This window comes from Bacillus cereus group sp. MYBK95-2 (genome assembly GCF_051915225.1).
GTDB classification, from domain to species: Bacteria; Bacillota; Bacilli; order Bacillales; family Bacillaceae_G; genus Bacillus_A; species Bacillus_A cereus.
Map to the genome: position 1 here is coordinate 167,418 of NZ_JBQAEH010000005.1, position 25,148 is coordinate 192,565.

The following is a 25,148-nucleotide window of genomic DNA, read 5'->3' on the forward strand; positions in this document are numbered from 1 at the left end:
TTATTAAATTAAGAATAGATCTACAAATTCGTTTACATTCATATTTTCTAGTTTTTCTTCATTTAAACAAACTTCATGAATTTGTTCTTGTTGCTTACTAGAATAATGACCTACCATATTTGCAGTGAATTTTTGAACAACTTTTGGAATTGCTTCGTCTCTACGGAAGCGGTGACCAAGCGGATATTCACATTCCACATTTTCTGTTACTGTGCCATCTTTAAAGTGAACTTGAACAGCGTTGGCGATTGAGCGCTTGTTCGGGTCAAGGTAATCTAAACTGTACTGTTTGTTTTCAACAACAACCATCTTATTACGTAATTCATCTACACGTGGATCGTTTGCTACTGCATCTTCATAATCGTCTGCAACGATATCTCCTTTTAATAAACCAATTGCCGTAATGTATTGTAAGCAATGATCACGATCAGCTGGGTTATTTAATGGACCTTCTTTATCAATAATACGAATTGCTGATTCATGAGTTGTAATTGTAATACGGTCAATTTCATCTAATCTCTCTTTAATTTCCGGATGCAACTTCACTGCACATTCTGCAGCCGTTTGTGCATGGAATTCTGCTGGATATGACACTTTAAATAATACATTTTCCATTACATATGACTCTAGTGGTCTTGCTAATTTTAATTCTTGTTTATTGAATAATACATCTTGGAATCCCCATCCTGGCGCAGATAATGCTGTTGGATAACCCATTTCACCTTTTAGAGCAGTCATTGCAAGATGAACACCGCGGCTCGTTGCGTCACCTGCAGCCCATGATTTACGTGAGCCCGTATTTGGAGCATGACGATATGTACGAAGACTAGAATTATCAATCCACGCATGTGATAATGCATTAAAGATTTCTTCACGTGTTCCGCCAAGCATTTTCGCAACTACTGCAGTTGTTGCTACTTTTACATATAATACATGGTCAAGACCAACTCTGTTTAAGCTGTTTTCTAAAGCAAGCACGCCTTGAATTTCATGTGCTTTAATCATCATTTCTAATACTTCACGTACTTTTAAAGCTTCTTTTCCTTCTGAAATACGAACACGGCTAATATAATCTGCAACTGCTAAAATTCCGCCTAGGTTATCAGATGGATGTCCCCACTCTGCTGCAAGCCAAGTATCGTTATAGTCTAACCAACGGATCATACATCCGATATTAAATGCACCTTTTACTGGATCTAGTACATAAGACGTACCTGGTACACGTGTACCATTTGGCACGATTGTTCCTGGCACAACTGGTCCTAGTAATTTCGTACATTCTGGATATTGCAGTGCTAAAATTCCACATCCAAGTGTATCAAGTAATACGTAACGAGCTGTACTGAATGCTTCTGCACTAGTAACCTCTTTATTTAATACATAATCGGTAATCTCTTCTAATAATGCATCTTTTTGCTTAATTTCATTTGTTTTAATCATGCTATTCTTCCCTTTCTGTCGAAAATTCGTTATTATTAATGATGGGTGTCGGTCAAACACCCATCTGGCGGGCGGCGCTAACAACTCCCCAGTTGTTCTTATTTACTAAGTACATGTCGCTCGCCAATATAATTTACACGAGGACGGAACAAACGATTATTTGCATGTTGCTCAATAACGTGCGCACATAACCCCACTGTTCTAGAGCTAAAGAAGATTGGTGTGTAAAGTTGAATTGGAATACCTAGCATCCAATATACTGGAGCTGCATAATAATCAAGATTTGGATAAATTCCTTTTTCTTTTTCCATAATCTTTTCTCCAGCTTCACACATTTCATATAGTGTATAATCACCTTTTACATCACATAACTGTTTTAAAGCTTCCTTCATCATAAGTGCTCTTGGATCCATCTTCTTCATATAAACACGGTGTCCAAAGCCCATAATTTTTTCTTTGTTATATAGTTTCTTCTGTAATAACTCTTCAAATTTCTCAACATTACCAGCTTCTAAAAGCATGTACATAACCGCTTCATTTGCACCGCCATGTAAACTTCCTTTTAAAGATGCAACTGCACCTGTTAAAGCACCGTATAAATCTGATTGTGTTGATGCAATAACGCGAGCTGTAAATGTAGAGTTTGGCATTTCATGCTCACTATATAAAACAAGGGAACGATCAAAGATCTTTTCCTCAAGTTCAGTTGGTTTTTTACCAGTTAACATATAGAAGAAATTCGCACTATAAGATAATTCTTTAAGAGGTTCAATTGGCTCCTCATTATTTAAAATATGATAGCTATTCGCTACAATGTTTGGCACTTTACTTAACAGCTTGTACCCTCGGCTTTTATTCACTTCTAACGAGCGGTTTTCGATATCATTATCGTAACCAGCTAACGCTGACACACCTGTACGTAATCCATCCATGGGATGCGTCTCTTTAGGCAATGCCTTTAGTACGTTGAATACACCTTCTGGTACTGCATATTCTTCTTTTAATTTCTTTTCAAGTGTTACTTTTTCATCTTCATTCGGTAGGTGTTCCTCCAATAAAAGGTGCACAATGTCTAAATACTCTTTTGTTTTTGAGAGTTCGATTAAGTCATACCCTTGAATTACAATTTCACCTTTTACTGTGTCAAGAAACGAGATTTTCGTCTCCGCTGCCACTATACCATCTAATCCCGGGGAAAATTTCTCTTCAGCTTTCATCATTATTTCCTCCAATCCTAATAGATCTTCGTGCACATAACTGTAAGCCTTTACAATATTGTGAAACTACATTTCTATTTCAATGTATCAGAGTTTTTAGAAGATTTCAATTTATTTTATAATGATAAGTTTCCTACACTTTTCTTACTGTAACAATACAATTTTTTGAAAATAATTCTTATATTTTATAAAGAAAGGATAGACTTCTTTGCGTATTTTCAAAAACAAGATATAAAGATTTTTCATATAACACCGCCAAATATACAATTATTCTAATTTTATTTGAGAAATAGAAAAAACGAGCTGTACATAAATACAGCTCGTTACTATATGATATTTATTTCACTATCTCTTAAATATAATTTTTATATAAAACTTATTCATTTTTAATAAAGTTATTATTTTACATAATTAAATTGAATTTCTTCCATTTCCTCATGATAACTTACAAATAAATCATAGTTTTGAAAATACCAAAGATCATCAGAATCTACAAAAAATATAATACCTTCCTTCTCAACTGACACTATTTCGCCATCGGGTTTCTCAGCAACAACCCCTAAAGAATATCCGGGCTGAATTGAACTATCCCCTCCGTACCTTACAGTAAAACGTACAGATTCACCGTGCTTTATACGTAATTCTTCCTGGAACCATTGCAGAGCTTTACGATCAATTGAAATTGTCATCTTTATTCCTCCAGTTTACGCAAACTCTTTTTTTCCTAATCGTTGTTTTACAAAGAAGACGAAAATAATTAAGGCTATCAATGCTGAAATTGCACTCCCTGAAAATAAAATACGATAACCAAACATTTGTGAAACAACTCCAAGTAAAATAGCACCTAACCCGATTCCTAAATCAAACGCTGTAAAAAATGAAGCATTTGCAACTCCTCTTTTACTCGGATCGACAATTGTAAGCATTGCCGCTTGCAAAGCTGGCTGCGCTGAACCAAATCCAATACCGTATAATGTTGCTGCGATAATTACACCTATCAAACCATTTGAAATAGTTAAAACAACTATAGCTAAAATAGTAATACATAATGCTGGAAGTATAATGAATACTTCTCCATACTTATCTAATAGTTTCCCTGAAATTGGTCTTACAATTGTTAATGCAATTGCATATACAAGAAAGAAAGTTCCCGGGTTTACATGAATTGATGATGCAAATAACGGTAAAAAGGTTGTTATTCCTCCATATGCAAACGATAAAAAGAATACTACAATCGTGATTGTTAATACGGATTTCTCAAATAGCTGAATTTTCCCTTTTTCTTTTTGTGGCGTAAATGGGATCTTCGTTATTAATGATAATACGACTGCCATAAAAGATAACAACGTCGCTAATAAAAATAGACCATCAAATGAATAATTTTGCACAACCCATAATCCAATCATAGGTCCGATCGCCATTGCAATTGTCATCGCCATCCCGTACCAACCCATACCTTCACCGCGGCGTGAATCTGGAATAATATCCGTTATTGCTGTTCCAACAGCTGTTGTAGAAACAGCCCATGTTACTCCGTGAATAACACGTAAAACAGCTAAAAGGACAATAGTCGATGCTATATTATAGGAATACATCGTTAAGCCAAAAAAGATGAGTCCGAAAATAATAAAGGATCTTCTACCATATTGATCTAACATTCCTCCAATAATCGGTCGTATTACAACAGCAGCTATTGTAAACATCCCCATCATAAGTCCAACTTGCGATTCATTGCCACCTATCTCTTTAATAAAGAGCGGTAGCGTTGGAACAAGTAAATAAAATCCTGTAAATAAAAATAACATTGCGAAAGTCATTTGAATAAATGATTTCGTCCATAATCGTTCCATAAAAATACCTCCATACACTCGTAAAATATTACGATTAACACCCTCATTGTATATTTTTTTTATCTCTTTTCCCTCCGCAAATAGACGTATCTTTTCATATTAAATAGTCCACCATCAGCTTACATTAGTCTTAAGACTTTGTACGCATATTTTAAACGAAAGTCCTATATATGTACCTTTATACGTGTGAAAAGAATATACTAATTTATTATCACAACTTAGGAGTGATTATTTTATGTGGGTATTATCATCAAGAGTAACTGTCGCGGTTCCTTCGATACCCGAAATACATGCCCCCGCCGTTCATACAGCAAGTTCCGATGTCGGCATTGAACTTCCAGCAATTTGGCAACAATACCAATCACCAGGTCAAGCTACCCCTTCATTTTGGCATCATGGTGCCCATCCAAGTAGCACTACCTTTTATCATCCTAGCCACGCTCCACTACCTCAGGCTCAAGTCTTTTATCATTTCCCATCAATTTATTTTCAAAATTTTTATGGTACGTTTAACATTTAAAACACATCATTTCATAGCTACTACATTTAAACGAAAAAAGCACTTAAGATTGTAATTTTCACAAATCTTAAGTGCTTTTTAATATTTTTTATAAATTTTTCTTATTGCCCATTATTAGCAGGGGTCTCTCCTGCATTACCGCCAGTCTCTGGTTGTGTGGTCGCTGGTGGAGTTGTATTTCCTTGACCTCCTCCGTTATTTGCTGGAGGTGTCGTATTTCCTTGACCTCCTCCATTATTTGCTGGAGGTGTCGTATTTCCTTGACCTCCTCCATTATTTGCTGGAGGTGTCGTATTTCCTTGACCTCCTCCGTTATTTGCTGGAGGTGTCGTTCCTTGGCCATTTCCATTATTTTGTTCTTCTTGTTTCTTTTGCTCTTCTAGTTTCTTTTGTTCTTCTTGCTTCTTAAGTTCCTCTTGTTTCTTTTGTTCTTCTTGTTTTTTCAGTTCTTCTTGTTTCTTTAATTCTTCTTGCTTTTTCTCTTCTTCAGTTTTTTGCTGTTGATCTTGTTTTGGTTGCTCCGTTGTATCCGGTACGCTAGTATTTGGCGATGAATCACGTTTTTCACCTTTTATACGTAGCTCACTACCTTCTTGAATAACACTACTTGGCATTTTAAAGCGTGATTTATCTGTAGCCATTTCGCTCATCATTTCTTTAAAGATCAACTGTGCAATTTTCGTATTTTTACTACTAATATACTCGTCTTTACCATCTTTCATATACCCAGTCCATACTGCCATCGTATATTGCGGTGTATATCCAGCGAACCAACTATCACGAGTTGCACTTTCTGGAATTTTATATTGAGCTAATTGCTTTGATGAATAGTTTGTCGTACCCGTTTTACCAGCTACATCTAAAGAGCCTACATTTGCCGATGTACCAGTACCTGATGTAACTACAGAACGAAGCATATCAGTAATCATGTATGCGGTAGAATCTGTCATAACTTGTTTTGGTTTTTGTCCAAAACTTTGTGACTTACCGTCTGGATAAACGACTTTCTTAACAAAATGCGGTTTCGTATATTTACCTTCATTACCAAATGCCGCATAAGCACCCGCTATTTCAGTTGGCGATACTTCATTTGTACCAATCGCTGTCGATTCTGTCGGTGCTGTATTAAATGTAATACCTAGTTTCTCAGAGAATTCTTTCGATTTACTAATCCCTACTTCTTTTGCAGTTTTAATTGCAGGAATATTACGCGACATTTTTAATGCTTCACGCATTGTAATTGGACCCATATGACTTCTATCTGCATTTCGTACTTCTTGTCCCGTTGAATACTTAAATGGAGAGTCATCAATTTGATGGTACGTAGCCCATTTTAAATATTCAATTGCAGGAGCGTAGTCGAAAATCGGCTTCATCGTTGAACCAGCTGCACGATCTAATTCAATTGCCATATTATGCCCTTTAAATACAGCTTTATTTTCTCCACGGCCACTACCTATAGCACGAACTTCTCCTGTTTTCGTATCCATAAATGTGAATGCACCTTGGAATTTATCGTTCGGATAATCAATGATATTATTATTTAAAATATTATCAGCAAGTTTCTGTGCTTTCGGATCTAACGTTGTATAAATTTCTAAACCGTCAGAACCGATATTAGCATCTGGTAATTCTTTTTCTACTTCTTTCACAACTGCATCCATAAATGCAGGGTATGGCATTGTTTGTAGTTGAGCTGCAGGCTTAAGCCCCTTTTCTACGTCAACTTTTGATGCTTCTTCCATTTCCTGTTTTGTTATATATCCATGTCGGTTCATTAAACTTAGAACAACATTTCTTCTTTCTGTTGCTTTTTGAACATTTTCTTTTTTCGTTGGATCATAGTTATTCGGTGCTTTCGGTAAACCTGCAAGCATCGCAACTTCTGGTAATGTTAAGTCCTTCAATTCTTTACCATAGTAGTTTTGTGCTGCTGTTGCGATCCCATATGAACGGTTTCCTAAGTTAATTTTATTTAAGTACATCTCTAATATTTCATGTTTTGAATACTGTTGTTCTAGCTTATAAGCTAAATATATTTCTTGCGCCTTACGCTTTGGTGTTTTGTCCATTGATAAGAAGTAGTTTTTTATAACTTGCTGTGTTATCGTACTTCCACCTTGAGAACCATAATCCCCTTTAAGACTTACTAGAACAGCACGGGCAGTACCTTTAAAATCTACTCCGCTATGCTCATAAAAACGTGAATCTTCTGTCGCTAAAAATGCATTTTCTACTAATTTAGGTATTTGCTCATACGTAACATTCGTCCTTTTTTCTTTTCCATATTCATATACCAAATCCCCGTTTTTATCATAAATTTTTGAGGATAACGGATTAACAAGTTTTGCTTTCTCAAGTTTTGGTGCATCCTTAATCATTACGAAAAAGGTAGCAACCCCTGCCACTAAACCAACAATACCAAGTAATAAACAAGTAATTAAAAACTTGCGAAAGAATGATGTTTTACCTTTTGGCTTTTGTGTTTTAGAAGCTGGTTGTTTTTTCTTTTTAACTTGTCGTCGTTCCTCTCGAGAACGATAATTTTCTGACATGTTACTTTCTCCTGCCTTTCAATTCTCCCGTTGATTTACTTAAAAATATTGAGGTCACTTTCTAAAATAAATTTGATTAAGAAAGTATATTGACCTGGAGCATTCAATATTTTCCCAATTCACAGATTATAAATTTTAGAATACTTCTTATACAAACTATTTTCACTTCTATTTTTCCTAATAACGCTGCCCCTTGAAGCATAGAATGTAAAAAGTGAATTTTTAATACCTCGTATAAATAATATACCTTTTTTTCAAATGGTCAATATTTTCTTATTTATAAATCAAAGGTGAAATAAAAATAGCACAACGATATGTACTTCGTGTGAACTTCCTTATAATTACGTATAACAAACATTTAATATATTGCATATAAGTATAATACCTCTTAAATTATAAGGATTTCAACATCACAACCTCAACATCTACAAAAAAGTATTAAAAATAAAAAGTGAGGAGTTGCGTAATGATGAAGCTATCTCCCGTAATTTCAAAAAATATAGTTGCTGTTGGTTATAATCCTTTTTCTATGATTTTGCGAATCCAATTAAAGAATGGTATGTACGATTTCTTTAATGTACCAGAAAGTATTTATACTGGCCTATTACATGCACAATCTAAAAGTTATTATCATAATACTTACATTAAAAATTCTTTCCGCCACACAAAAATCTAAACTTAACACCCACTAAAAAAGAAAGGAGGTTAATCCTCCTTTCTTTTAAAAACATTTTGCAGATGAATTATCTTCGATTCCTCTTATTAATTTCATCATATGCTTGAATTTGTTTTTTCAAACGCCGATCAGCTTTTTTATCATGCACTACAAGAATTGCATGTATAACTCCTGGAACCCAAAATATTAATGTTAATATGAAATTTATGATTGCCTGAATTGGTTTTCCACAAAATAATACAGCAACAGGTGGAAGAAGAATTGCTAATAAATACATCATCCCTTGAAAACTCCTTATTTTGTATTTTATATATCACTTTTCAAAATATACGCAAAAAAACCTACTACCATTTTAATCTTAACCTACCTCTAAAATCAATGTATCTCCTTCTATTTAAATAAGTATTTCAGACTTTTTATTGTTTTCTAGCCTATTTTCTTCCTCTATTGCAGTTACTCCAATTGCAGAAATTAACGTTCCTATCGCTTGTATCCAAATACCAATGAGTGCAATGATTCTCTCATCCTTCTTATCAAAAATACTATCTTCATTTTCTCTCTCATCTTTCAATACATTTGAAACACCTTGATACGCTTGTAATCCAGCCCCTAAACTTTGCATGGAGTTACCCAGTATAATAATTTTCTGTAATACATTTATATCCAACAAAGCTGCTTCTACTCCTAAAAAAGCACCGATCGATTGTAAACTGTTCCCTGTAATGATAAGATAATCATTTTCTTTCAATTGTTCATTTATATTAAAATATGTTCCTATTACATTTGATATATTGCCTAATGCTAATAACTCAATTCCTATTTGATCAAGTAATTTACTTTGATTCTCTAAGCCTATATTTTGATTTTCTCTTTTTTCTTCCCCATCATCATAATTGCTCGCAATGATTTGTAATATATATCCGAGGGCTTGTAATGAGCTTCCTACAATAACAAGATCCGATTCAACTTTCTCTTCTCCAATAAATCCTCTTGTCGTTCCAATAGCAGCTGTAAGATTCCCTCCCACTTGAAACCATGCCCCTGTCACTTTTAAACTGCTTGGATTCATTTTTATCACCTATTTAAATATTTTCTAAAGCTTTCAAAACAAACAAATCTCACCCTTAATCTTTTATTTTATTTTTTAGATGTAATTTTGTGAATGATATAATGTGCTACTAATATAAAAGCACCTTAAAGGTGCTTTTTATATGCATGCTGGGCATGTCAATGAATCTCCATTTTTATCTATTGTTATATTCAATATATATTCAATTGCTTTATGTGACCAAGTTTCAGGTGTAGGCGATTCATTTATATATTGTGGCGCACATGACTTCAGCATTGGAGTACTAATACTCCCTCCAGGATCTAAAGCAACTACAGCCATGCCATGGGGTAATTCCAGGGCCATAGATTTAGTGATACCTTCAATAGCAAATTTCGAGGCACAATATGGCGCAAGCTCAGCCTCACCTTCTCTCCCCCAACTAGAACTCATATTAATGATAATTCCTTCTTTCCTAGCTACCATCGCTGGAACAAATGCTCTTATTACATTTACTACACCATTCACGTTTACATTCATTACATTTTCGAATTCTTGAGCCGTAATTTTCCAAAGTTGTGCATTTTGATTTACAATCGATGCATTATTTATTATCATATCGGGAGCTGTATGTGTATTAAGTATATAATTTGCCCAATTGTTAACTTGCTGAGAATCTGAAACATCAATTACTTGGAAATCATGTATTTTACTGTACTGTTTTTTTAGTTCTTCAATTTTATCTTTTGAACGTCCACAACCATATATGTTCCACCCTAATTCATGAAATCGATCAACCATCGCACGCCCTAACCCTTGTGTCACGCCTGTAATAATTACAGATTTACTAATTTCTTTTCGCTTCATTTCTCTCATCCTCCTTCCCTATATCTTACTCTCTTCATTTTTATTCAGCGATTTACTATAGTATCAACTCAACTCATACTTTAGTAATGGTTTTGATATTGTATACATAAACCAAAAAAGTAACCATCATGGTTACTTTTTGCTATATATCTAAAAATTCATTGTTTATTTCATTATTGTTTTTACATTTCAACTTCTCTTTTCCACATTTCTCACACTGGTAAATATAAACTACACCTAATGTACCTTTTTTAAAATCCTCATTATCCTGCATCTTAATAAAAACATATTTATGTTTACAATGCGATTCACCCAAATAATTTTTAAACCACTTTTTCAACACAACACATTCCACCTTTATGATAGAACCTTTATTTAGCTGCTTTATTACATACTTTTATTTAAATGTTCAATCTCATCTTGCAACTTTTTAAATTGCTCAAAATGCATGGTAATAGATTGGCTACTACCATAATCAACATTTTGTTTCACTAATATAACACCCGTATCATGAAAAAGCGCTTCAAGTTCTTTCCTAATAGACACTTTCGCAATATGAGCTGTTTTAATTGCAGATAAAATTGCAATTTCATTAAACTTTAATTTTATTTCATTTGGACAAAATGCGTCTTCAACTAATATAACTTCATTACTATAAATTAGTGCAACAAGATTACTTGATTTGGCATCTGTTAAATCAACTTTTTTCATAATATCTTTCATTACATTTTGCCTCCTTTATTTTCATATATATCGATTATACAAATTTTTTAAAAAAATTACTCAACTTTATTATATTAATTTTAACACACTTTTATTGAAATCCATGCTCCAAACGTTTTACTATTCCACAATTTTTATTATATGAACCATCTGGACTATAACTCCATATAGTAATGTTAACAACTTATTATAAAGCAGGTGAAAATTATGCCATCAGTTGTAGGAAATTTAGTTGTACAAAATAGTAATGGATCATTTAACTTAGGTGATTTCTACAACGTTTCTCCGAAAGAAAATACGAAAGCTTATAATGGTTCCGGCGCATCAAACGTTGGTTTTGTTGTTAATACTTTTAGCGGTGTTAGCGCGACCAATACATTTGATTCTGACCTTGCAGATCAAAACCAAGTGGGTACAGCCTAATCTTATGTTCAACTTTTTGTATAGAAAATTTTAATTTGTCTATACTATAATCAGGCTGTTTGACAGCTCTTATCGATTTTGGAGTACCCTATCTTTTTCTCCCTTTCCCTGGGGCTCAGCAGCTAGCACAAAGCTAGCTGCTTTTTCTTATATTATTTGTCTCATAAATCAGAAATAAAAAAAGCTGCCATTTAAATATTCAGCTTCTTTTACATTATTTCAATAATATCCATAGCGTTAAATACGTAAGTTTTATAAAAGGCGTCTGTACAAATTACAATTTGTTTTACCGGATTGATATGTACAACAGTCATGTAGCTTGTTAATATGTAACCATCTTCAAAATATGTTACCAATATTTCTTTCTCAGACAGTAATGACGTTAATAATTTATCAGAAATCCTCTCTTTTGCTTCATTTGTTAAAAGCGATTTTTGTACTTTTAATTTCTCTCCAATAATCTTTCTCATATTTAAAAGTTGTTCGGACATTACTGTAAACGGAACCCACTCTCTTTCTTCTTTTTGTATCTTTACATCGTTCATTTTTTATCTCCTTGATCATTTATACATTTATTTATTCATGCTATCCCTTAGTTATTTTTAATACTTACTAAACTCGAATTTACTTCTAAACTATAATTAGGTTACCTCTCAAAAGAACATTCGTTCTTATTATACACGAACTTACGTTCCTTTGAGAAGAGCTATACTTATTATTTCTTAACAAAAAACATAATTTTATTTATCTCCATATTTTTTCCTTTATCAAATAAACTTTTCATTTCTTATATAAAATGCATATAAAAACTAAAAGGCGACTTCACACAAAGTGAAATCGCCTTTTTCTAAAAAATATTCAAAGCTTATTTTTCTATCCTAACTAATGTTCTTTCTGGAATACATAATTCATCTATATTAAAATGATTTATTTTTAAGTTCAATTCCCCTACTCGTTCCTTATCTTCATCACCAACCCAACAACTAAATAATTCGAAATAGTCTCCATCTTCCAAATAACTTTCCATAATCTTGCATAAAGTTAAAAGTTTTTCTTTCGCTTCTTTTTTTTCCTTTACATTTTGCCACTCGACAAGTTCAATTCCCCAATTAGTTGAAACCTCATATGTGTAATTTGTTTGGAATTGATAATCTTGTACAATTTCAAGCATACTTTCATCTGAAAAACACGGTCCAAAAACAATTACATCATTAGAATCTGGATCCGTTAACGGAATTTCTACATTACAGCCTATGTAACTTGCTAAACTCATTTTATACTCCTTCAATATTCGTATAAAAAATACTTCATAGTATATTTATTTACTCAAATATAAAATCCCTGCCTAAACGAAAAAGTTTTAAATTTTTATCGTTTATTAACCATCTATAACTGAAAACATATACTATGATGAACGAACTCACAAAGCATAAGAAAAGAGAGCATTTACAACACTCTCTTTTCTTACATACTCTATGGAACTTTACAAAACTGAATCAGTGATTTTTATTATTATATTTTATTACATATACTTAGGTTGTACTATTATATGTAACTCTCTCTCTGTATCCGCTTTTTTCGGATGACGAAAATAATTAAGTTCGTACTTTAACACTTTATACTCAACCATCCCAATTTTAATCCCTTTCGTTTCTTTTAATATAACTAATAAATCACTTATATTTTCATCATATGACTCAAAAATTTTCGCTCCGCCCTCTCCTTGAAAGATTACTTTCATATATTCTCCCCACCTTAATTTATTGATGTGGTAAATGATGCGTTTAAAACGATTCATTCTTTATCCTAAAATTTTCACAACAAAAAGAACATCCTTTCCAATCGAATGCTCAGCTTTTTACTAATTATCCATGTTAAATATTTATTCAAAAACATTATATGTATTATTTTTTAAATTATGTTCGATATTCATTATTAAAGAGTAAATATATGTAATAAACTTGCATAATGAAAACCGTAAAATATCCACTTTCGTTGAAATAATTATAAACCATAATTTCCCATTGTAATTCTTAATATTTAAATGTAATATTGTATTGTCTTACTATCTATTTATAACTCACACACTAATTAGAAAAGGGAACTCTATATGAGTTCCCTTTTCTAATTATGATTACAGTCATTATTTCTTTTCTAGAAATTTAAATGTATCTTTAAATTCTTTATTATTCACTTTAATATCAGCATCTTTCAATAAATCATTGACTACTTGTTGTTTCCATTTACCTGTCGTATCTTGTAGTCTTTGTTGTTCTATATCTTTACGAATTTTATCCTTTACTTCATCAAATGGCTTCAATTCTTTTTTATCCGTCACTTTAATAATATGGTAACCGTAAGTTGTTTTAACCGGATCACTTACTTGGCCTGCATCTAATTTATACGCAGCTTCCTCAAATTCTTTCACTGTTTGCCCAGGAGCAAAACCAGATATTTCCCCGCCCTGTTCCTTTGAACCAGTATCCTCTGAATACTGTTTTGCTAAGGCAGCAAAATCTTCACCATTATTTACTTTCTCCTTTATTTCTTTAGCCGTTTTTTCATCTTTCACTAAAATGTGACTTACTTTCATTTCTGGTTTATAGTTATTTTTCACATCTTTATCTGTAACTGTTGCTTTAATCGCTTTCTCAAATGCAATTTCTGGCTTCATTTTTTCTTTTAATTCATCTTCATTTTTCAATCCAAGTTGTTCTAAAGTCGATTTAAAGTTCTCACCCATTTTATCTTTTGCTTCTTCTACTTTCTTTTTTGCTTCCTCATCTGAAACTTTATATTTATCTAACAATGTCTTACTTAACATCATTTGATATAAAGTACTTTCTCCATATTGTTGTCGTAATTCTTTACTTAATTCTTTCTCTGTAACATTCCCTACTTTTGATGTTACTACGTTGTCTGAGGAACCACATGCAGATAATGCTAGCATCACGCATGAAATAATTGTTCCAATAAATATTTTTTTCTTTTTCAATTCAAATACCTCACTTTTATCATTATGCAAATTAACTATACACAGTCATTGTGAAAACAGTGTGTTTTCTACATGTAATTCATTTCATATGAGTAGACTATGTATCATGTATTTTCATTTTTAAACGTAAAGAGTCTTCTTACTATTATGTATAGTAAGAAGACTCTTTACATACTCCTTAAAAACAATACTGCCGCTATAGTTACTTAATAATTACATGTTTTTCAGGTATCCAACTATTCTGCCCGATATCTACCGCATTTCCCACTCTACCCCACACTCGAAAAGATGTCGATCCATCTATATTCCCTTTATAATTCATACATTCAGGCTCTTCATAATAATTTACTCCGTAACCGACAGGATATTTCGAAGTTGCATAAAACCATTTCACATTAAAATGTTTTAAATATGCCCACTGCTTATCGTTCCCTAAACAAATCATATCTTGCTCACCGCCTCCCCAATAACCTGTTAAGATTAAATATGGAATTTTCTGAGTGAGTGCACCTGTAAATTGAGGGGTCATGGGAGTTTCATATAAATTTATTCCGTATCCATCAGGATATTTCGAAACTGCAATACCAATGCCATTCGGTTGCTGTGTATACACTATGTTAGATTGATTTGCTTTGTTGGAATCTATAAACCAAGAAAGTGACTTATTTCCTACTAATCGATTCAGATCACATTTCCCAATCCCAGGAACATTCCCTGAATCCGTATATTGCCACATATCGCATGGATATGCTGGCTTATTCCCTCCATAACGAGGGATCCATACGAAATCAGCTTCAATATTACATGCTCCAAATGATAAATACGTGTGATGCCCTACGTATAATCCTACTTTTTCCGCACCTAAACGGCGTAATTCATCAATAAATGCCTGTGTCCCGCCTTGCATATCTACCATCGTTTGAACTTCTATGTCCGCTACCCAAAACTTAGCAGATTGATCACCACGATTCCAAAAATCTTGTGCCTCTTTCTTTGCATCAGCAATAGATATAAAACGGCAAAAAGCATAATTACCGAATGGGATACTATGCTTTTTCATTTCACTAACATAATTTTGATACATAAAATCCACCGTATTAGAGCCATCTTGAACTCTAGCAATCACTAAATCTAGCTGAGATGCTGCAATATCCCAATTAATAGTTCCATTCCATTTTGAAATATCTACAATATACCCCATACATTCCAGCTCCTTTTGAATGTCTTATTCATAGCTTGTTTTATTGTAAGCCTCCTCTCTCTAAAACTAGCTATCTATAATATAAATAAAAAGAATCTTTACTGTTTTTCAAAATATATTCTCTTTCAGAAATATTTCTATCAACTTTAACATGTATGCCACATAAAACATTCGAAATATACCCTACTATTCATTTATTATGTAATCTCGTCCTATCAATCATTTTTACAGATATTAAAAAAAATCTCCTGTATTATTAAATTATAACTTTCAGTATCGATTTCCTTTCAACTAAAAAATTTCATCCCTCATTTTCTATATATTCTTAAGTCAAAATTACTACCTCTACATGAAATTTGAGATTTAGAAAAATTTTAATTAATTGAAGTTTACTCCTATTAAATTGCAATTTTCCAACCTGAACACTATTGGTGCATAAAAAAGACATTTTCTATTACTGAAAATGTCTTTTTACAGTTTAATAAAACAACTTTGGTGCTAAATCTGTATTTTGTAATTGTGAGTTTTCACTGCTCATAACACAACTTGTGGAAAATAGAATTGGGATACCACAAACCTCATCATTCATTACATCACGAAACACATTGGCCGCAACACCTGTAAACGTTTGACATAAGTTAGAAATATCGTCATTGAAAAACTGAATGACTTCCGCAGCGAAAACCGGAAAAACAACATTCGGTCCGCCAGGGAACTGAGGCTGTACCACAACTTGTTCAAAATAAGGATTATTTTCTAGTGCTACTTGAAATAAATGAGCTATTTCAAATGCATCTAGTGGACAAGGAAATGGATTTACAATTTCATTCTCATTATTCGTTACAATAACTGTCACACTTACATTCCCAAATTGTACAAAAGATTTTAAAAGCGTTGCTAATGCTCTCGCTTTTTCGTTGCTTAACGCATGCACTAAAATAATATAATTACCACCAACAGGAATAAGCGGCCCAACTGTAACAGTTGGATCAGCACCTATTGAATTTTTTAATTCATTAAAATATGTGATCCACGGTGGCGAAAGCTGAGCTTGTACATTTTCTTCCACTATTTTATACTATCCCCTTATACCATTCTTACTAACATAATATGTAACAAACAAAAAAATGCATTAGTTATATTAACCATTTGCGTATTTATTGATTATATTAATTAAACATTTTATTTTCCATTCTCAATTTCCCCTTTACATCTTTAAGCACTTTTACTACTATAAAATTCTTTATTATAAGCAAATCCACTGAAATTTCATATTATACTAATACGACTCTATATCCATTAAATTATAATACTCAATATTAGGAGCTGATTTCATGGAAAAAAAACCTATCGTGTTCAAAATCCCACCAAATTCAAAGCTAAAAATTACATTTTTCGGTCCTTGTAACGAAGTAATTACAAATGTGTCTATAATTAATCAACTATGCACCCCTAAATGTCAAACTATCACGCAATACCCAGACTTTAAGAAATATGTAACGGAAGTACGATCGCTATCCCGTTGTTAGTCCGCATAATGCACGATTTTCACAACTTTATTACCTAAAATAACCGAGAAAGAAAATAACTGCATTCCTAGACTAAAATTACTCATGTTATGATATTCCATTGATAATTCATTGATTTTTTACACGTTTTTATGAAAAGAACATATATTATCGTATGGAGATTATCCACTCATAAAACCTATCTTTCTTTGGAGCGTACTTTTTATGTATGCTCTTTTTTTATGTAACCGTCCCCCTTCTAAATTGACCAACAATATATTAAAATTCTTTATATACTCAAGGAGGTCAAATATGTTCAAGTTGCATCCAATACTACTCATCTTAGGATTGATTTTGTTTTTATATAGTGTAATCGCCTTTATGCTATTCTTTTCAGTGTATTAGCATTCCCTACACAAATCTATGTTCAATATATAATTTCTATATGGTAAAGAAAAAACATAATGATACGATCTTTTATGTATTCTGTCTTTCTTGTTCTATAAGAAAACTAGTAAACTTACTAACAATGCGTTTTTACAAGCATGTTACTTATTATTCTGTTTATTATCTGAAGAAGGTTGAAGCCCCTACAAATTAAACTACGCTTTACCTATTTACTTATATATTTTAGAAAAACAATAATAATCCCCCACCATTTGGTAAGGGGATTAACTAAACCTACTAAAAAACATTTAATAATCAGTTTTATTTAGTTGGAGAAGGAAATCTTGCCGCTTCAAAGTGAACCGTATTTACACCATTAACATTTTGTACAATTACACCAGCAATACTACTTTCTGCAAAAACTTCAACTAAATCTCCTGCTTCTAATTGAAGAATAGTAGTTACGGAAACATCATTATTAAAAAATACTCCTGTTCCAAAGAAATCATTATCTATCGCTATTGCCGGATTGCCATTTACACGAATTTCTACTCTAGCTCTGTAATTTACATTAAAATCATTTGGAGAAAATGTTATATTTCCTAATACACTATATACCCCTCTAGTTTTCGGAGTAAAAATCGACGTTACTGGATTATATTCATTCGCTAGATCAAATTGTTCATTTTGAAATAATACTTTAACAGGAGTATTTGCTAGAACAGGTTGATTAACTGTATTCACAGCTCTAAATGCCGATGCCCTTACAAGCTCCTCTTTCTTATCATCACAACACTTCACCTTTACATACTTCCTATCACATTTACTACTTTTCCTATAACAATCATGACTTTCCTTTTTGTAATCTTTACAATACTTACAGTAATAATAAGACATAGTTAGTCCCCCTTTACACTTATTTTTACATAGTATGCTATATAGATTAGAATAGCTTGGACGACCTGTTACTATTTTTAATAGATTAAAAAACCCTCACCATTTCGGTGAGGGTTTACCTTTAAGCTTCTGCAAACTCATTGTTTAATGACTTTATTTAATTGGAGAAGGAAATCTTGCTGCTTCAAAATGTGCACCATCTTCTAAAGGACTTAAAACTCCATCTATACTACTTTGTGCATAAATCTCAACTTCATCCCCTGCATTCAATTGAACAATCGTCGAAACACTTGCGACATTTCCAAAACTTATTGGACCAAAAAAGTCATTATCTATAGCTATCGCTGCGTTTCCATTCACACGAATTTCTACACGCGCTCTATAATTTAAAGTTGGATCGTTTGGAAAGAAACCAATCGTTCCAATAATAGAATATACACCTTTAGTCTTCGGCATAAAAATAGATGTTGCTGGATTATACTCATTCGCTAAATCAAATTGTTCATTTTGAAATAACACTTTCACAAAAGTATTAGCAGGAACATTTTGATTCACAGTATTTCTAGCTCTAAATGCCGATGCTCTAACAAGATTGTCCTTGTTATCATGACACTTACTAGTGTTCTTACAACAATCATAATGCTTATTTTTATACTCCTTACAATACTTACAGTAGTAATAACAAGACATACTGATTCCCCTTTCAAACTTATTACTATATATTATGTAAGATTGATTTATAAGGTTTGGACTAGCTATTTTTATTATTCATAAGGGCGCTATTAACCTGCACCCTTATTTATATACACCACTTCATTCCTTACTAGTTATAAGTTGTATACAGTCCCATATGGAATAGTCAGAAAAGCACTTCCGTACGGTGTAACTTGATGTACTGGGTAAAAATACTCTACGGATGAATAATACGGTTGTACACCTTGCTGCTGCATTTGCAATTGTTGTTGCATTTGCAATGCTTGTTGAATAGCTTGGACTGTACTTTGTGCTCCACTATACGTTATAGATGTACCATACGCTGGTCGCATACCAGTTTCAGAATTAAAATATGAATAAAACATGATTTTCAACTCACTTCCGTATAAGTCATTACAAATTATATTATGATTCTTTATTTCAGTGGGTACTATAAAGCTAGTTCGCTCGCTTATATTCAAATGACAAAATAAAAAAGTAGCTGCTAGACTACTTTGACTCCTTCTTATCACCAAATGAAATGATATACATATTCTCCTGTTACGCGCTCATTAATTCCCGCAACCCTAACGAACCTAAGTAAATCCGCTCCTTGAAGGAAATATACCGAAATCGTAACCGGTACTTGTGACCACATGAATTGATAAAGCTCATTCACTCTCTGATTCGTCGTAACGATTAAATCATTTACAGGTCCATGATTCCATGCAGAGGTTTGAACTGAAGTGAAAGAAAGGTCTTTCCCATTAACCACTATTCTTGATACGCTTTGAGTTATGTCCACAATAATCCCCTCCAACATTACAAAAATTGGACCTTTTTTAGTTCATATTATTATAAATATTCTTGACTGTAATAAATGTTTAAGGCAAATCCCTAATAAAGTGAAACTTTAATCAGTGGGGGGCTTACTGCCCGTTAATGCAGGATAATTTTTTTATTCATATCCCTCAATTCCCATTACAACCATATAATTTCTAACTTGATTCAATTTTTGTAATTAATATAAAAAGGCATCTTAATTAGATGCCCTTTACTTATCTTCCACTACAATTCTACTATTAAAATAGCAACGCCAAATCCGATGCAAACCAATCCTATCAATATAAATAGCAATCGGAATCCCCATAAATCACTGATTATTTCTATAATATGCACCAGCACAATAATAATAAAATCTTTAAACCCACTGAAACTATGTTCCTTTGTCTCTCTGATTCCATCAATTACAGTCAGACAAACAATAAAAACACCTAAACCAATTAATATAAAACCTAATACAAGCATTCATATATCCTCTTTTTTCTTTTATCTCCTATTAACGAACATTTTCACATTAAAATTCAGTACATACGAGGAAGTTAGATAAAAAATTAACTACCCGTAAAACCTTATTAGTGTGTACTAATAATTAGAGGGAAGGCCCTCCTCTTCACCTTATATTATCATGAAAGGATATGAGCTTCGGAGTTATTTCTTTATAAAATAAAAAATAGCTAATTCACTACTTAAAAAGTAAAAAAGCATCAGATTGACTAGTATGTAGATGGTTAAATGCATGTAAAATGATTTTAAATTATCTACTCTTTTTTTAGCTCGGAAGTAACTCTCATCTCGTCCCATCTTTATACACCACTTTCTTAATCACACTGAACGCAATATTCAATTGATGAGTTTGTCATTTCGTTACCTCCAATTAACGCTTTTGTTCAATGTAGTTATTTTCTTGTATAATAAAAGTTAATTAATCTAGAAGGGATTCTGAGAAAGAGCGAAAAATCAGCTGGAAAGCTTATCGATTTAAATATCTATTCGAAATTAATAAGCGATTAATTTTAGTCACTCTGCCCATACTCAATCAAAGTGTGGGCTTCTTTAATTTCTGTATAAAATTCAAAAGTTTGACACAATCCTGGAAAAAGCTTATAAAGAAAAGTGAGGTTCCATTATTTTCACACTTAGTAGCGCAATCATGTTACATATAATTTTATAAGTGTGAACGAACTACAAAACTAAAAAACAAATAATAAGTTTGCAACATGTTTGCAAATACGAATTTTGCATATAAATTCGTGTGATATTGAAAGGAGTTTTACTTATGAAAGAAATTAAAACAGAACAAGAATTCAAAGACATCATCGCAAGCGAGGAGCCTGTAGTTGTTAAGTTCTTTACTACATGGTGCCCAGATTGCGTACGTATGGACAACTTTATCGGAGATGTAATGGAAGAGTTCAATAAATTTGAATGGTACTCTATCAATAAAGATGAGTTTCCAAGTATCGCTGAAGAGTATCAAGTAATGGGTATTCCAAGTTTACTTGTATACCAAAACGGTGAGAAGCTAGGCCACTTACATAGTGCTAATGCAAAAACAGAAGAGCAAGTTACTGAGTTTTTAGAAGCATACTAAAATGAAAGCCCTCTGGAAAATATTTTTCAGAGGGTTTTCATCTATTTTCACAATTATCTTTTGAAGTTTTTCATCGTTTAATGAATTACACCTTGTCATGATAAGAATAATACGTAGTAAGAAAAGTATTCGTTTCCTCATCCATCTACCCTCCTATCTCTTTAGTAAATAAACTCCAATTAGGTTCACACCTTGACTTTGTACTTTTCAACATATTTTTCCTTTACGAAACTTTGTTATCCCCTTCTTAAAAAGCTATAAAACGTCAACAATGTTTGTATAGACCCACACGACTTTCGTTTGATACTCTATTTATAGAAAGAAATTCCTTTAAAGAAAGGTGAGTGATTAAAATGGATACTCTTTCTCATAAAGAAGCTGATAAAGGTGCTATTGTCAGCATTATGGCCTACATATTTTTATCCTCTATGAAAATCATCATCAGTTATATTACCCTCTCTAGCGCATTACGCGCTGACGGTTTAAATAACTTAACGGATATCGGTGCTTCTTTAGCGATATTAATTGGTCTAAAAATATCTCGTAAACCTCGTGACCCAGATCATCCGTATGGGCATTCGCGTGCCGAACAAATCGCATCACTTGTTGCGTCCTTCATTATGGCAACAGTCGGATTAGAAGTTGTTATTAGTGCCATTCAATCTTTCTTAAATCCGAAACAAGCAGCGCCTAATGTACTCGCTGCATGGGTTGCTTTATTTTCTGCTGTCGTTATGTACTGCGTGTATTTGTATACGAAAAAAATTGCAGCACGAACAAAAAGTAAATCATTAGAAGCCGCTGCAAAGGATAATTTATCAGATGCACTCGTAAGTATTGGTACCGTAGTAGGTATTGTCGGTTCTCAGTTCCAAATGCCTATTTTAGACCCTATTGCCGCTTTAATTGTCGGTCTTATTATTTGTAAAACTGCATGGGAGATTTTCGTAGAATCTTCTCATATGCTAACAGATGGAATTGATCCTGATAAAATGGAAGAATACGCTGATGCTATTGAGCATATTGGCGGTGTGGAAAACATTGTAGATATTCGAGCACGTATGTATGGGAATCAAACGTACGTTGATATTACAATTGAAGTAGATGCTCGCATGGATGTTGGAGAAAGTCACTGTATTACCGACAACATCGAAGCTATGCTGCGCAAAAAATTTGGAATTTACCATGCACACATTCATGTTGAGCCAATGAAAAAAGAACCTATTATGACATAGGTTCTTTTTTTATGAACGTTTTATGGAATATAACACATAAAACGAGCCAGCTACCGCCAGCTGCCCATCCTGCTAATATGTCAGATGGATAGTGCACGCCAAGATATATTCGGCTAACTGAAATAGATAATACAACAAAGCTTGCTATAAGAATAATTAACAATTTTTTATGCAACGAAATACGCTCTTCAGTAATTGTGACGTATGCAATAAATCCTAAAAAAGCAGTAGCATTCATCGTATGACCGCTCGGAAAACTATATCCAGTTGCAGTAACAAGCTGCGTAACATCAGGTCTTGCTCGTTCATACCATAGTTTAAGCATACTGTTTAAATAACGAGATCCGTAGTAATTAATTGTTAGAAGTAACGCACTAAGCAACTTTTTTCTAACGAGAAAATACATTACAAGAATAATGAGTAATGGAAAATATATTCTTTTGGAACCGATAAAAGACACCCAAGTAAAATAGGTCGTCAAATAATCGTTTCGAAAGCTTTGAATAAAATGTGCGACTATATTGTCAAAGTTCTCAATACAAGCGGTATGATACGAAAGTGATAATACGACAAAACAAATGAGTAACGTAAAACTTAGCAAGTATAAATGTCGATATCGTTTCACATACATAACCTCACTATGCAAAAAAATGGAGCGGTTGTTTTAGTTTTCCTCTCCATTTCTTTTTTATGCATAGTTTATTAAAAAATATAATTATTAATTTTTTGCTTCATCTCAGGGATATCTTCTCTTGTTACGGTAAAACGAATCACCTTCTCATCAAGATCAAGTGCCTCAGCGAATAAACCAGCTAATCCACGTGATTTTCTATCTACTTCCATAATTATTTCTAGTCGGTCGTATGCACGTGGCAAGATTAATAATTCTAATTCATCTAATTTCCCATAGTACTCTCCAGAAACCGGAATAAACTCAAATTCTTGTGCGAATGGAACTTGCTTACGTAATCGATGCGGTAATTCTTCACATTCTATATGACGTGCTTTAAACCCTAATTCCTTTACACTATCTAAAACACTACTTAATAATGCATTAGGTAACACTTGAACGTAGTCGCGGTCACTTGGGTCTATACTACGTTTAATATCAAGACCTGTATGAATCCAAACCGTTTTCATACCAAGTGTAAGTGGTGCTTCAATTGGCATTGGAAAAGAAAATGGAATTTCAACTTTTTCATTCGGTTCTACAGAAAACGGTTCTGTTAAGCGTACTCGCTCTAAATCATATGTTGCTGTTACTTTTTTATCATCCACTTCTCGTACATACGACGTTGATAATGTTAAGTAAATGCTTTCAATTTGTTGGCTAACTGAACCTCCAGTTATATGAACTTTTCCAACTATTTCTTCCCCAACAATATACTCATCTTTTTCAAGAACAGTATCTACCTTTGCACTTCCAATACCAACGCTTGCTAAAAACTTTTGAAACATGGAGTCTCCATCCTTTCTAAAGCAGAAGCTACATCTTGTTTTAAATCTTGTACATTCTCATAGTACGGCGTTTTCATTTGTAACATTCGCATAAGCATTTCGCGATTATAATGTTCCAAAGTTAATTCTTCGTACCATGGTTTTTCCTGTTTTTCATTAGATTCATATCCTGCATATAATAAAAATAATGAGAAATGACCGAGCGCATAAAAGTCGCTACGAAAGTGAACTTCTCGCATCAAAGCTTGTTCACCTTCGTAAGTTGTAGCTCGCTCATCATCCTCACCTTTCCATTTAGCCAATCCAAAATCAATAATACTAATTTGATTTTCTTTCATTAGTATGTTTGGAATGCGTAAATCTCGATGAATAATGCCTTCACTATGAAACACCGATACAATTTCTAATATTTCATATAAAATCTCAAAAACTTCACGTTCTGTATATACATACCCATCTATGAAAATATAATCTTCAAAATTTTTACCAGGCATGTACTCCATCACAAAGAAGCTCTTTTTCTCCCATAGGAAATGATCATATAGACTAGGAATTGCATGATGATTTAATGTTTGTAAAATCATTTTCTCTTGTTCAAATGATTTTCTACCAGACTCATATCTTTGTTTACTTTGTCTTAATTGTTTTAAGACTTTATATCTATTTATTTGTAAATCATTAACGACATATGTAACCCCATAACTGCCCATTCCAATTACTGATTCAATTTTATAACGCTCTGCAACAATTGTATTTTTTCGCAGTGGTCTATCAAATAATGCTAGTACACGACGCCATTTCATCAGCTACTTGAAAAGAAGCTACGGCTTTTACGTTTTCTTTTATAATGTTGATGTCCATAACCAGATGAACGTCGTTTATAATCGCTACTTGAATACGAGCGCCCTCTACGACGATAATCACTACTTGAATACGAACGATATTTTTTCTTTCCTAATAAAGAATCAATAATTTTTTTGAACATTCCTTCACCTCTTGAGTAAAATTTCCTTTTCATTAT

General features: G+C 32.9%; 31 protein-coding genes and 1 pseudogene. 6 read left to right on the plus strand and 26 right to left on the minus strand.

The window, feature by feature from the left end; all coding sequences use genetic code 11:
* Positions 1 to 3: 3 nt before the first annotated feature.
* From prpD to ACTFN4_RS18315, 4 genes are all read right to left on the minus strand, one after another.
* Positions 4 to 1,440, minus strand: a complete 1,437-nt coding sequence (prpD, locus tag ACTFN4_RS18300) for a 2-methylcitrate dehydratase (RefSeq protein WP_439962652.1) — start codon at positions 1,438 to 1,440, stop codon at positions 4 to 6.
* 98 nt (positions 1,441 to 1,538) lie between these two features.
* The gene (gene mmgD / locus ACTFN4_RS18305; protein WP_002041090.1) at positions 1,539 to 2,660 is read right to left on the minus strand and encodes a citrate synthase; all 1,122 of its coding nucleotides are present in this window, start codon (positions 2,658 to 2,660) and stop codon (positions 1,539 to 1,541) included.
* Between the two features lie 395 nt (positions 2,661 to 3,055).
* A complete protein-coding gene (locus ACTFN4_RS18310; protein WP_439962653.1) occupies positions 3,056 to 3,346 on the minus strand; it encodes a HesB/YadR/YfhF family protein in 291 nt (96 codons plus the stop codon).
* A gap of 15 nt (positions 3,347 to 3,361) precedes the next feature.
* Complete coding sequence (locus tag ACTFN4_RS18315; RefSeq protein ID WP_000440662.1) at positions 3,362 to 4,507, minus strand: MFS transporter; 1,146 nt, start codon at positions 4,505 to 4,507, stop codon at positions 3,362 to 3,364.
* 235 nt (positions 4,508 to 4,742) lie between these two features.
* Between ACTFN4_RS18315 and ACTFN4_RS18320 the strand changes: the two genes are divergently transcribed.
* The gene (locus ACTFN4_RS18320; protein ID WP_000270101.1) at positions 4,743 to 5,027 is read left to right on the plus strand and encodes a hypothetical protein; all 285 of its coding nucleotides are present in this window, start codon (positions 4,743 to 4,745) and stop codon (positions 5,025 to 5,027) included.
* A gap of 101 nt (positions 5,028 to 5,128) precedes the next feature.
* On the opposite strand, the gene ACTFN4_RS18325 is transcribed toward ACTFN4_RS18320, so the two are convergent.
* Positions 5,129 to 7,582 (minus strand): transglycosylase domain-containing protein, encoded by a 2,454-nt coding sequence (locus tag ACTFN4_RS18325; protein ID WP_001293964.1) that lies wholly within the window; start codon positions 7,580 to 7,582, stop codon positions 5,129 to 5,131.
* A 466-nt stretch (positions 7,583 to 8,048) separates the two neighbouring features.
* Between ACTFN4_RS18325 and ACTFN4_RS18330 the strand changes: the two genes are divergently transcribed.
* Entirely contained in the window at positions 8,049 to 8,258 is a 210-nt protein-coding gene (locus ACTFN4_RS18330) for a KTSC domain-containing protein (RefSeq protein ID WP_000977081.1), read from the plus strand.
* A gap of 67 nt (positions 8,259 to 8,325) precedes the next feature.
* Here the strand turns inward: ACTFN4_RS18330 and ACTFN4_RS18335 are convergent, their stop codons facing one another.
* The 5 genes from ACTFN4_RS18335 to ACTFN4_RS18355 all read right to left on the minus strand — a co-directional run bounded on the left by ACTFN4_RS18335 (position 8,326) and on the right by ACTFN4_RS18355 (position 10,896).
* Positions 8,326 to 8,538 (minus strand): YqaE/Pmp3 family membrane protein, encoded by a 213-nt coding sequence (locus tag ACTFN4_RS18335; RefSeq protein WP_000990233.1) that lies wholly within the window; start codon positions 8,536 to 8,538, stop codon positions 8,326 to 8,328.
* Positions 8,539 to 8,652: 114 nt separating this feature from the next.
* Positions 8,653 to 9,327, minus strand: coding sequence for a DUF6944 family repetitive protein (locus tag ACTFN4_RS18340; RefSeq protein ID WP_001070038.1), 675 nt, complete (start codon positions 9,325 to 9,327; stop codon positions 8,653 to 8,655).
* 138 nt (positions 9,328 to 9,465) lie between these two features.
* Positions 9,466 to 10,173: an SDR family oxidoreductase gene (locus ACTFN4_RS18345; protein WP_000823062.1), complete on the minus strand. Its 708-nt coding sequence runs from the start codon at positions 10,171 to 10,173 to the stop codon at positions 9,466 to 9,468.
* Positions 10,174 to 10,315: 142 nt separating this feature from the next.
* The gene (locus tag ACTFN4_RS18350; RefSeq protein ID WP_000915148.1) at positions 10,316 to 10,516 is read right to left on the minus strand and encodes a hypothetical protein; all 201 of its coding nucleotides are present in this window, start codon (positions 10,514 to 10,516) and stop codon (positions 10,316 to 10,318) included.
* A gap of 44 nt (positions 10,517 to 10,560) precedes the next feature.
* Positions 10,561 to 10,896 carry a hypothetical protein gene (locus tag ACTFN4_RS18355; protein WP_000651907.1) on the minus strand — a complete coding sequence of 112 codons (336 nt, stop codon included), beginning with the start codon at positions 10,894 to 10,896 and terminating at the stop codon, positions 10,561 to 10,563.
* Positions 10,897 to 11,103: 207 nt separating this feature from the next.
* Between ACTFN4_RS18355 and gerPF the strand changes: the two genes are divergently transcribed.
* Positions 11,104 to 11,319 carry a spore germination protein GerPF gene (gene gerPF / locus ACTFN4_RS18360; RefSeq protein WP_001141569.1) on the plus strand — a complete coding sequence of 72 codons (216 nt, stop codon included), beginning with the start codon at positions 11,104 to 11,106 and terminating at the stop codon, positions 11,317 to 11,319.
* Between the two features lie 209 nt (positions 11,320 to 11,528).
* Here gerPF and ACTFN4_RS18365 read toward each other — a convergent pair whose 3' ends face one another.
* The 6 genes from ACTFN4_RS18365 to ACTFN4_RS18390 all read right to left on the minus strand — a co-directional run bounded on the left by ACTFN4_RS18365 (position 11,529) and on the right by ACTFN4_RS18390 (position 16,584).
* The gene (locus ACTFN4_RS18365) at positions 11,529 to 11,864 is read right to left on the minus strand and encodes a YolD-like family protein (RefSeq protein WP_439962654.1); all 336 of its coding nucleotides are present in this window, start codon (positions 11,862 to 11,864) and stop codon (positions 11,529 to 11,531) included.
* 320 nt (positions 11,865 to 12,184) lie between these two features.
* On the minus strand, positions 12,185 to 12,592 hold the full coding sequence (locus tag ACTFN4_RS18370; protein WP_000050503.1) for a hypothetical protein: 408 nt from the start codon (positions 12,590 to 12,592) through the stop codon (positions 12,185 to 12,187).
* 249 nt (positions 12,593 to 12,841) lie between these two features.
* Positions 12,842 to 13,060: a hypothetical protein gene (locus tag ACTFN4_RS18375; protein WP_000864275.1), complete on the minus strand. Its 219-nt coding sequence runs from the start codon at positions 13,058 to 13,060 to the stop codon at positions 12,842 to 12,844.
* 402 nt (positions 13,061 to 13,462) lie between these two features.
* Complete coding sequence (locus ACTFN4_RS18380; RefSeq protein ID WP_000727354.1) at positions 13,463 to 14,314, minus strand: peptidylprolyl isomerase PrsA; 852 nt, start codon at positions 14,312 to 14,314, stop codon at positions 13,463 to 13,465.
* A gap of 202 nt (positions 14,315 to 14,516) precedes the next feature.
* The gene (locus tag ACTFN4_RS18385) at positions 14,517 to 15,515 is read right to left on the minus strand and encodes a glycoside hydrolase family 25 protein (protein ID WP_326264022.1); all 999 of its coding nucleotides are present in this window, start codon (positions 15,513 to 15,515) and stop codon (positions 14,517 to 14,519) included.
* Between the two features lie 478 nt (positions 15,516 to 15,993).
* Positions 15,994 to 16,584, minus strand: coding sequence for a hypothetical protein (locus tag ACTFN4_RS18390; protein WP_000392281.1), 591 nt, complete (start codon positions 16,582 to 16,584; stop codon positions 15,994 to 15,996).
* A gap of 265 nt (positions 16,585 to 16,849) precedes the next feature.
* Here ACTFN4_RS18390 and ACTFN4_RS18395 point away from each other — a divergent pair, with 265 nt between their 5' ends.
* A complete protein-coding gene (locus ACTFN4_RS18395; protein WP_000412555.1) occupies positions 16,850 to 17,044 on the plus strand; it encodes a hypothetical protein in 195 nt (64 codons plus the stop codon).
* Positions 17,045 to 17,731: 687 nt separating this feature from the next.
* Here ACTFN4_RS18395 and ACTFN4_RS18400 read toward each other — a convergent pair.
* The 6 genes and pseudogenes from ACTFN4_RS18400 to ACTFN4_RS18425 all read right to left on the minus strand — a co-directional run.
* Complete coding sequence (locus ACTFN4_RS18400; RefSeq protein WP_000122943.1) at positions 17,732 to 18,307, minus strand: hypothetical protein; 576 nt, start codon at positions 18,305 to 18,307, stop codon at positions 17,732 to 17,734.
* Between the two features lie 153 nt (positions 18,308 to 18,460).
* Positions 18,461 to 18,997: a C1q-like domain-containing protein gene (locus ACTFN4_RS18405; RefSeq protein ID WP_439962655.1), complete on the minus strand. Its 537-nt coding sequence runs from the start codon at positions 18,995 to 18,997 to the stop codon at positions 18,461 to 18,463.
* 137 nt (positions 18,998 to 19,134) lie between these two features.
* Positions 19,135 to 19,386 carry a DUF3947 family protein gene (locus ACTFN4_RS18410; RefSeq protein ID WP_439962656.1) on the minus strand — a complete coding sequence of 84 codons (252 nt, stop codon included), beginning with the start codon at positions 19,384 to 19,386 and terminating at the stop codon, positions 19,135 to 19,137.
* A gap of 143 nt (positions 19,387 to 19,529) precedes the next feature.
* On the minus strand, positions 19,530 to 19,805 hold the full coding sequence (locus ACTFN4_RS18415; protein ID WP_000355695.1) for a hypothetical protein: 276 nt from the start codon (positions 19,803 to 19,805) through the stop codon (positions 19,530 to 19,532).
* Between the two features lie 263 nt (positions 19,806 to 20,068).
* Complete coding sequence (locus ACTFN4_RS18420; protein ID WP_000960640.1) at positions 20,069 to 20,308, minus strand: hypothetical protein; 240 nt, start codon at positions 20,306 to 20,308, stop codon at positions 20,069 to 20,071.
* Positions 20,309 to 20,539: 231 nt separating this feature from the next.
* A pseudogene (locus tag ACTFN4_RS18425) lies at positions 20,540 to 20,644 on the minus strand (2TM domain-containing protein); the annotation flags it as partial.
* Between the two features lie 475 nt (positions 20,645 to 21,119).
* Between ACTFN4_RS18425 and ACTFN4_RS18430 the strand changes: the two are divergent.
* Positions 21,120 to 21,434: a thioredoxin family protein gene (locus tag ACTFN4_RS18430; protein WP_000658787.1), complete on the plus strand. Its 315-nt coding sequence runs from the start codon at positions 21,120 to 21,122 to the stop codon at positions 21,432 to 21,434.
* 353 nt (positions 21,435 to 21,787) lie between these two features.
* The gene (locus ACTFN4_RS18435; protein ID WP_000380385.1) at positions 21,788 to 22,669 is read left to right on the plus strand and encodes a cation diffusion facilitator family transporter; all 882 of its coding nucleotides are present in this window, start codon (positions 21,788 to 21,790) and stop codon (positions 22,667 to 22,669) included.
* Here the strand turns inward: ACTFN4_RS18435 and ACTFN4_RS18440 are convergent.
* From ACTFN4_RS18440 to ACTFN4_RS18455, 4 genes are all read right to left on the minus strand, one after another.
* Positions 22,659 to 23,294 carry a phosphatase PAP2 family protein gene (locus ACTFN4_RS18440; protein WP_000833370.1) on the minus strand — a complete coding sequence of 212 codons (636 nt, stop codon included), beginning with the start codon at positions 23,292 to 23,294 and terminating at the stop codon, positions 22,659 to 22,661. The genes ACTFN4_RS18435 and ACTFN4_RS18440 overlap by 11 nt on opposite strands.
* A gap of 77 nt (positions 23,295 to 23,371) precedes the next feature.
* Positions 23,372 to 24,127, minus strand: coding sequence for a sporulation protein (locus ACTFN4_RS18445; RefSeq protein WP_439962658.1), 756 nt, complete (start codon positions 24,125 to 24,127; stop codon positions 23,372 to 23,374).
* Positions 24,109 to 24,930: a serine/threonine protein kinase gene (locus ACTFN4_RS18450; protein ID WP_000872064.1), complete on the minus strand. Its 822-nt coding sequence runs from the start codon at positions 24,928 to 24,930 to the stop codon at positions 24,109 to 24,111. The genes ACTFN4_RS18445 and ACTFN4_RS18450 overlap by 19 nt, the downstream gene beginning before the upstream one ends.
* Positions 24,930 to 25,112, minus strand: coding sequence for a hypothetical protein (locus tag ACTFN4_RS18455; RefSeq protein ID WP_000473371.1), 183 nt, complete (start codon positions 25,110 to 25,112; stop codon positions 24,930 to 24,932). The genes ACTFN4_RS18450 and ACTFN4_RS18455 overlap by 1 nt, the downstream gene beginning before the upstream one ends.
* Between the last annotated feature and the right edge of the window lie 36 nt (positions 25,113 to 25,148).